At 53.4% G+C, this 6,236-nt stretch carries 10 protein-coding genes; all 10 read left to right on the forward strand.

Annotation, left to right across the window (positions count from 1 at the left end):
- Window position 1 precedes the first annotated feature (1 nt).
- Genes rplO through rplQ form a run of 10 tightly spaced genes read left to right on the forward strand, consistent with a single transcriptional unit; the run spans window position 2 to window position 5,873 of the window.
- The gene (rplO, locus tag K0B87_03525; protein MBW6513808.1) at window positions 2-457 is read left to right on the forward strand and encodes a 50S ribosomal protein L15; all 456 of its coding nucleotides are present in this window, start codon (window positions 2-4) and stop codon (window positions 455-457) included.
- A 22-nt stretch (window positions 458-479) separates the two neighbouring features.
- A complete protein-coding gene (secY, locus tag K0B87_03530) occupies window positions 480-1,784 on the forward strand; it encodes a preprotein translocase subunit SecY (GenBank protein MBW6513809.1) in 1,305 nt (434 codons plus the stop codon).
- A gap of 1 nt (window position 1,785) precedes the next feature.
- On the forward strand, window positions 1,786-2,544 hold the full coding sequence (gene map, locus K0B87_03535) for a type I methionyl aminopeptidase (protein MBW6513810.1): 759 nt from the start codon (window positions 1,786-1,788) through the stop codon (window positions 2,542-2,544).
- Between the two features lie 12 nt (window positions 2,545-2,556).
- Entirely contained in the window at window positions 2,557-2,775 is a 219-nt protein-coding gene (gene infA, locus K0B87_03540; GenBank protein MBW6513811.1) for a translation initiation factor IF-1, read from the forward strand.
- 42 nt (window positions 2,776-2,817) lie between these two features.
- Complete coding sequence (gene rpmJ / locus K0B87_03545; GenBank protein MBW6513812.1) at window positions 2,818-2,934, forward strand: 50S ribosomal protein L36; 117 nt, start codon at window positions 2,818-2,820, stop codon at window positions 2,932-2,934.
- A gap of 11 nt (window positions 2,935-2,945) precedes the next feature.
- Window positions 2,946-3,314, forward strand: a complete 369-nt coding sequence (gene rpsM, locus K0B87_03550) for a 30S ribosomal protein S13 (protein MBW6513813.1) — start codon at window positions 2,946-2,948, stop codon at window positions 3,312-3,314.
- Between the two features lie 11 nt (window positions 3,315-3,325).
- The gene (gene rpsK / locus K0B87_03555) at window positions 3,326-3,715 is read left to right on the forward strand and encodes a 30S ribosomal protein S11 (protein MBW6513814.1); all 390 of its coding nucleotides are present in this window, start codon (window positions 3,326-3,328) and stop codon (window positions 3,713-3,715) included.
- Window positions 3,716-3,726: 11 nt separating this feature from the next.
- Window positions 3,727-4,344: a 30S ribosomal protein S4 gene (rpsD, locus tag K0B87_03560; protein MBW6513815.1), complete on the forward strand. Its 618-nt coding sequence runs from the start codon at window positions 3,727-3,729 to the stop codon at window positions 4,342-4,344.
- A gap of 28 nt (window positions 4,345-4,372) precedes the next feature.
- Complete coding sequence (locus tag K0B87_03565; protein MBW6513816.1) at window positions 4,373-5,476, forward strand: DNA-directed RNA polymerase subunit alpha; 1,104 nt, start codon at window positions 4,373-4,375, stop codon at window positions 5,474-5,476.
- The gene (rplQ, locus tag K0B87_03570) at window positions 5,466-5,873 is read left to right on the forward strand and encodes a 50S ribosomal protein L17 (GenBank protein ID MBW6513817.1); all 408 of its coding nucleotides are present in this window, start codon (window positions 5,466-5,468) and stop codon (window positions 5,871-5,873) included. The genes K0B87_03565 and rplQ overlap by 11 nt, the downstream gene beginning before the upstream one ends.
- Window positions 5,874-6,236: the final 363 nt, after the last annotated feature.

Raw genomic sequence — 6,236 nt, forward strand, 5'->3', positions numbered from 1 at the left:
CATGCTAACCCTTTCAAATTTGGGGAAACCCGCGGGCAGAAAAGCAAAGAAACGCTTGGGAAAAGGCCAGGGAACAGGCCAGGGACATCAGGCCGGACGAGGCCATAAGGGCAAAAAATCCCGCTCTGGCGGAAATGTTCCAGCCTATTTCGAAGGTGGCCAGATGCCCTTGAACCGCCGTTTGCCCAAACGCGGTTTCAAGAATCCTTTTCGCAAGAACTTCCGCGTGCTGAACTTATCCCGTTTGATCGGGATCGAAGAGACTGAGTTTGACATTGCCAAGCTCGAACTGATGGGATTTCTTCCTGCCAAGGGCAAGAAGGCCAAGTATCCCGTCAAAGTTTTGGCCAGCGTCAACGAAGATTTCACCAAAACCGTTCACATCAAGGCCAATGCCTTTTCCAAACGGGCCGCCGAACTGATTGCTGCGAACGGTGGCAAGGCGGAGGTGGTGTAATTTGTTCAAGACAATAGCGAACATTTTCCGGATACCGGATCTAAAGAAGAAGATCCTGTTCACCTCGCTAATGCTGGTTTTATACCGCCTGGGGAGCTTCGTTCCGATCCCGGGGGTGGACACCACGCAGCTCAAATCGTTCTTTGCGGCCCAGTCAGGTAGTTTGTTCGACCTGCTTAACCTCTTTGTGGGCGGTAACTTTGAACGCGCGTCGGTCTTTGCGCTGGGCATCATGCCCTATATTACGGCCTCGATCGTCATCCAGCTTCTGGGCAGCATCGTGCCTTATTTCGAGAAGTTGCGCAAAGAAGGAGCCGACGGCCAGAAGAAATTGAACCAGATCACCCGTTACGGGACTGTGGCCCTGGCAGGTTTCAATGCCCTGACCATAACCATCGGGCTCATCAACATGCAGGGCGCTAGCGGACCCGTGGTCCCGCATGTCAGCTTCCTGTTCCATTTCACTGGGATCGTCACTCTCATCACCGGTACCATGATCGTCATGTGGCTGGGTGAGCAGATAACAGAACACGGAATAGGCAACGGCATCTCCCTGATCATTTTCGCCGGCATAATCGCCCGCTATCCTGAAGGGTTCATAAACCTCTTCAGAACGCGCTTTAACAGTCTCTCCGGCATCATCGTGTCGCTATTGGCACTGCTCATAATGGTGCTGGTGACAGCCGCCATAATTTTCGTGACCGAAGCCATCCGCAAAATTCCTGTGCAATATGCCAAAAGGATCGTGGGAAGGCGCGTTTACGGCGGACAGAGCACCTACATTCCCCTGCGCGTGAACACCGCGGGCGTGATCCCGATCATTTTTGCCCAGTCGATCCTGATGTTCCCTGCCACGCTGATCACAATGTTTCAGGGAGGCAACGCTGAACCGGGTACCTTCCTGAGCAATTTGAGAATCTGGTTTTCACCTGGCCACGCGATCTATACGGTCATCTATGTCGGCTTGATCATCTTCTTTGCCTATTTCTACACCGCCATTGTCCTCAACCCGACCGAGATGGCGGAAAACATGGTGAAGTATGGCGGCCACATTCCCGGAAAGAAACCAGGCAAGAAAACGGCAGAATACATCAGCTCCGTGCTGACCCGCATCACCCTTCCGGGAGCGGTATTCTTTGCCTTCGTGGCCTTGCTGCCGGAATTGATGACCCATTTCTTCAACCTGCCCTTCTACTTTGGCGGAACAGGGCTCATCATCGTGGTCGGCGTCGCTCTGGACACTTTGCGCCAGATCGAATCCCACCTGGTTATGCGGCACTACGACGGCTTCATGAAGAAAGGGAAACTCCGCGGCCGCTCAGGATAAGATGATCTTTCGCAAATCGCCCTCCGAGATAAGCTCAATGCGGGATAGCTGCCAGATTGTTGGCCAGTTGCTGGACGCTCTCAGGGACAAGATCGTCCCCGGTGTCAGCACCCATGAGCTGGATGCCTATGCCCAGGATTTCATCCTTTCCAAAGGCGCCAGGCCAGCTTTCAAGGGATACACTGTCCCCGGATTGGGGCCTTTTCCCGGGACCCTTTGCACCTCCGTCAATTCCGGCATTGTGCACGGGATCCCATCCAGGCAGGTTGTTTTGCGGGAAGGCGACATCATCGGCATAGACGTCGGTGTTTACAAAGACGGATTTTACGGTGACGGCGCCCGCACTTATGCCGTGGGCAAAGTATCTCCGGAGGCCGAGAGATTGCTTCAGGTAACCCAAGAAGCTTTGCAGCTCGGCATAGCCGCCGCTCTTGCGGGAAACAGAGTTGGTGACATATCCCACGCCATAGGTTCCTATGTGCAAAAAATGGGATATTACGTGGCTGACGATCTGACCGGACACGGCGTGGGGCGCAATCTGCATGAGGAGCCCCAGATACCTAATTCCGGCACCGCTGGCAGAGGCCCGCGCCTTCAACCTGGGATGACCCTGGCGATAGAGCCCATGGTCAACATCGGCACAAACCGGGTCCAGGAAAAGGGTTGGGAGTTTTTTGCCGCCGACGGAAGTTTATCCGCGCATTTTGAGCATACCATCCTGGTGACGGATTCCCAGCCGGAGATCCTGACCCTGGCATGAAGGAGCGTATAGATGAGTAAATCTGGTGTGATCGAAGTGGAAGGCGTTGTAACCGATGCCCTTCCCAACACTACTTTTAAAGTTCAACTGGAGAACGGCCATGAGATTCTGGCCCACAGCTCCGGTAAGATGCGGATGCATTACATCCGGATCCTGCCAGGCGACAAGGTCAAGGTGGAACTTTCACCCTACGACCTGTCCCGCGGCAGGATCACCTATCGCTATAAATAAAACATTGCAGGAAGCGACTGCACTTTTTGCAAGGAGATCATAATGAAAGTGAGATCATCAGTCAAGATAGTCTGTAAGGACTGTCGCATAATCAAGCGCCACGGCGTGATCCGTGTTATCTGCAGCTCTAACCCCAAACATAAACAGAGACAGGGTTAAGGAGGACCAACTTGGCACATATTGCAGGTATTGAAATTCCCAAGAACAAGCGTTTGTTCATTGGCCTGACCTATATCTACGGCATTGGACCCACCATCGCCAAACAGATCTGTAAAAAGGCCAACATCGACGAGATGAAGAAGGTGGAAGACCTTTCAGTTGAAGAAGAGAAAGCCATCCGGGATATCGTGCAAAACGATTACACCGTGGAAGGAGCGCTCAGGACACAGGTTGCCATGAACATCAAACGGCTCATGGAGATCGGCAGCTATCGCGGCATGCGGCACAAACGCGGGCTACCCGTCCGCGGCCAGCGTACCCATACCAACGCCAGGACCCGCAAGGGCCCAAGAGCCGGCGCCATCAAAAAGAAGAAATAGGAGCGAGATAAATGGCCCAAAAAACCAGAACCAAGAAAAAACGCGTACGCCTTTCCTTTGACGAAGGGATCATCTTTGTCCACTCCAGTTTCAACAACACGATCATCTCCCTCACGGACCGTGGCGGTAATGTCCTGGCCTGGTCCAGCGGCGGCAAGATCGGTTATAAGGGCTCCCGCAAAGCCACTCCCTTTGCCGCGCAGTTGGCGGCCACCGAAGTTGCCAAAACAGGATTGGACATGGGCATCACACGCGTTGGCGTGATCGTCAGAGGTCCCGGCAGCGGAAGGGAATCAGCCATCCGCGCCGTCAACGCCTCCGGCCTTAGAGTGACCATGATCAAGGACGCCACCCCGATTCCGCACAATGGCTGCCGTCCGCCCAAAACCAGAAGGATATAAGAGAGGAGATTATGGCAAGATATACCGGACCCCGCGCAAAACTCTGCCGCAAATTCGGCGAAAACATCTATGGCAGCGCCAAGTATGACAAAATACTCAACAAACGCAAGTTCCCTCCGGGGCAGCATGGCAAGAACATGCGCCGCAAGGCCAGCGATTATTCCATCCACCTGAAGGAAAAGCAGAAGCTCAGAAACATCTACTGCCTGCTGGAAAAGCAATTCAAGAACTATTTCGTGAAGTCTGCAAAAATGAGCGGCGTCACCGGCGACAATCTGCTCCAGATGCTGGAAAGAAGGCTGGATAACACCGTTTACCGCCTTGGTTTTGCCACCACCAGGATGCAGGCCCGCCAGTTCGTCAACCATGGCCATTTCATGGTCAACGGCAAGAAAGTGGACATTCCCTCCTTCCTGCTCAAGGATGGAGACATCATAGAAGTTCGCCCCAAAAGCAAAGGCATGAAACTGCTTGCGGAGGCCATGGAAAGTTCGGAGGTCAGCTCCCCCTATCCCTGGCTTACGGTGGATAAAGAGAACATGCGCGGACAGTTTGTGAACATCCCCGCGGCCGCGGAAATTCCCAATACTGTGGAAATGCGCCTGATCGTTGAATTCTACTCCAAATAACAGCTGAATCAAGCGAGGAGTCATTATGTTGTACCTTGAACCCTTACAAATGCCGGAAACCGTGGAATATGACAAAGAAACCTACTCCACCCATTTCGGCAGATTCGAAATAGGCCCGTTGGAGCCAGGATTTGGCACCACTCTGGGAAACACGCTGCGCCGCATCCTGCTGTCTTCAATCCAGGGCTCGGCCGTGCGTTTTGTCCGGATCGAAGGTCTGCATCATGAATTTACCCCGATCCCGGGCACGAATTCTGATTACATCGACCTCATCCTGCGCCTGAAGCAGCTGGTGATCCATTCCACTTCCGTGGACGAAGTCACCGTCAGCCTCGAGCACAAGGGCAAAGGCGTGATCACCGCGTCCCAGATCCAGGACAATCCCCACATCAAGATCATCAACAAGGACCTCTATCTGCTCGAAGTGACGGAAGACGTGGACCTCAAGATGGAATTGATCATTGGCAACGGACGCGGCTACCTGTCTGCCGACCGGCAAAACCCCGAGGGAAAAGCGATCGGCTTCATCCCCATTGATTCAGTCTATTCTCCCATCCTTAAAGTGAACTTCAGCGTCACCCACCAGCGTGTCAAAGAGCGCATGAATTTCGACCGGCTGATCCTGGACATCCATTCCAACGGCGCCATCGAGCCAATGATCGCGCTCTTCCTCTCAGCCAAACTGCTGCGCGACATGGCTGGCAAGATCTGCCTGTTCGAGACCGAACCGGAATATATCCGTGACGTCGAACTCGATCCCGACCTCGAGGAAAAGGAACGCATCCTCTCTTTGAATGTGCGCGAGATCGAGCTCACGGTGCGCGCGGCCAATTGCCTCGACGCCGCGAACATCGAAACCATCGGCGAACTCGTCTCCAAATCGGAGGCCGAAATGCTGAAATTCCGCAATTTTGGCAAGAAATCACTGGAAGAAATAATTCAAAAATTAAAGAAATACGACCTGGAACTCGGCATGGACGTCGATGGCATCTATGGCAAGATCCGCGAGGCCAAGAGCCGGGGCATCAAAACCGAAGAGGAAGCCCCCGCCTTGGAAGAGCCCGCGGAAGAGATCGTCACGCCCAGAAAGCCGGTCCCACCATCAAAAAAGAAGGTAAAAAATGCGACATAGAGTTGAAGGCAGAAAATTCGGGCGGGAAATGGACGCCCGCCGGCTGATGATCTGTAACCTGGTCAAATCCATGATCGAACACGGACAGATCACCACCACCCTGGCCAAGGCAAAAGAACTCAGAAGCTATGTTGAACGCGTTGTCACTTACGGAAAGAACGACACCGTCCATTCCCGGCGCCTGGCTTACAGCGTCCTCGGCAGCAGAACCCTGGTGAAAAAACTCTTCACGGAGATCGCGCCCGCCTTTGAAGGCAGAAACGGCGGCTACACGCGCGTCATTAAAGCCGGGTTCCGCAGGGGCGATTCAGCTCCCATGGCGATCATCCAGTTCGTCGAGGAATCAGCCATTAAACCCAAGAAAGACCATATCAAGGCCAAAGACTTGAACAAATAAGTCCTTCTGGCCTCCAATAATGAAAACGGGTTGGCCCTCACAGGCTGGCCCGTTTTTCTTTGACCGCTCTTCTTCCGGTGCCGCATCGACCTTCCTATCTTCCTGAATGACAACACCATGCCCTTATCGCCCCCGGGCCAGGGCGTCTATCACTTGGCTATCCACTGTCTATCACTTGTCTACTATAGACAAGTGATAGACAGTGGATAGCCAAGTGATAGGCAGCTTGAAAAGGATGACCCGTCCTGAAATAGGTTGACCAAAAACCTATAGTAAGGAGTATGACCAATGAAGAAAACACGTCCCCAAGTCCGCTACAGCGAAGAGTTTAAACGCACAGTGGTAGAGGAGATCGAGGCAGGC

Source organism: Candidatus Syntrophosphaera sp. (genome assembly GCA_019429425.1).
GTDB lineage: Bacteria > Cloacimonadota > Cloacimonadia > Cloacimonadales > Cloacimonadaceae > Syntrophosphaera.